Annotated in this window: 1 protein-coding gene; it reads right to left on the bottom strand. The window is 68.8% G+C overall.

Annotated features, from left to right (window positions below; translation table 11 throughout):
* Window positions 1-3: 3 nt before the first annotated feature.
* Complete coding sequence (locus J2X41_RS25190) at window positions 4-1179, bottom strand: IS481 family transposase (RefSeq protein ID WP_310087335.1); 1176 nt, start codon at window positions 1177-1179, stop codon at window positions 4-6.
* Window positions 1180-1229: the final 50 nt, after the last annotated feature.

Raw genomic sequence — 1229 nt, 5'->3', positions numbered from 1 at the left:
TGTTCAGTCCGGGGACATGGCGGACACCTGTTCGGAGACATGACTGACAGGTTTGGGGTCGGTCAAGTCGATGGTGGCGACCTGATGGCTGGCGAAGAAGACGCCGTAGTGGCCGTCGCGGGTCAGGGGTCGCAGGGCCAGGCGTTCGCCGCGGAAGGCTTTGGGGACGCGCCACAAGCGGCCCTTGAAGCGGACATAGGCCTTGGTGGTCGAGACGGTGCGCAGGATCTCGCCGCTGTCGTACTGGGGTTGTGGAAGGCTGTCGGGCATGGTCCGGGGGCTGGGCCGGTAGCGCTCGGCGGGGCAGTCCAGCTTGAGGGCCTCATGGGGGCGCTCGAAGTTGTAGACCTCGCGCCAGCGGTCGAAGGCGCGCTGGACCTGGGTGAAGCTGTCGAAGCGTTCAAGGTCCAGGACCTCGGCGGCCAGGCTGCGGTGGAAGCGCTCGATCTTGCCGCGGCTCTGGGGGTGATAGGGCCGGCTGTGCAGCACGCTCACGCCCAGCTTGAGCAGCCAGACCTCTAGTCGGGTCCAGTGTTCGCCGCTGGGCTCGCCCCAGGGCGGACCGTTGTCGACGAAGAAGGCCAGGGGCAGGCCGTAGCGCCGGAAGGTCGCCTCCAGATGAGGGAGGACCGTCTGGCCCTGCTGGTCGGCGCAGGCCTTCAGGCAGGGCGACAGGCGCGAGTGGTCGTCGACGATCGTCAGCGGGTGGCAGGGCTGGCCCGAGGACAGCCGAAACCAGCCCTTGAAGTCCATCTGCCACAGCTGGTTGGGCTCGGCCTTCTCAAAGCGCGTCCAAGCCTTGCCCGGCGCGGTGGGGAAGGGATCGATCCGGCCATGTCGCCGCAGGATCGCGTGGATCGTCGAAACCGCCGGCGGCTCGACGCTCCGGCGCTCCAGCCAGGCGCCGATCTTGCGCGCGCCCCAGGCCGGATGGGCGTCGCGCACCGCCAGCACCGCCGCCTCCAGCTCGGGGGCGCTGCGCCCGGGACTGCTGTGCGGCCGCCGCGACCGGTCGGCCAGAGCCCCATCCCCCGCCTTCGACCGGTCCAGCCACTTGTAGCCAATGTCCGGGCTGATCTCGAACCGCCGACACAGCTCCCGCCGGTTGGCCCCCTCCATCATCGCCAGCCGCACGAACTCCCGACGCTGCTCCATCGCCGACACCTCTCGCCAAGGCATGGACCGCCCTCCTTTCGAGCCAATCCTGCCAATGATGATGTGTCAGCTAT

It is taken from the genome of Caulobacter sp. BE254 (assembly GCF_031457295.1).
In the GTDB taxonomy this organism is placed as follows: Bacteria; Pseudomonadota; Alphaproteobacteria; order Caulobacterales; family Caulobacteraceae; genus Caulobacter.
The sequence above is the reverse complement of the archived record's forward strand: the minus strand, read 5'-3'. Positions and strand labels throughout refer to the sequence as shown.

Bases quoted from the DNA above. Each gene is read 5' to 3' on its own strand.
- J2X41_RS25190 (WP_310087335.1), bottom strand. From the start codon at position 1,179: ATGCCTTGGCGAGAGGTGTCGGCGATGGAGCAGCGTCGGGAGTTCGTG.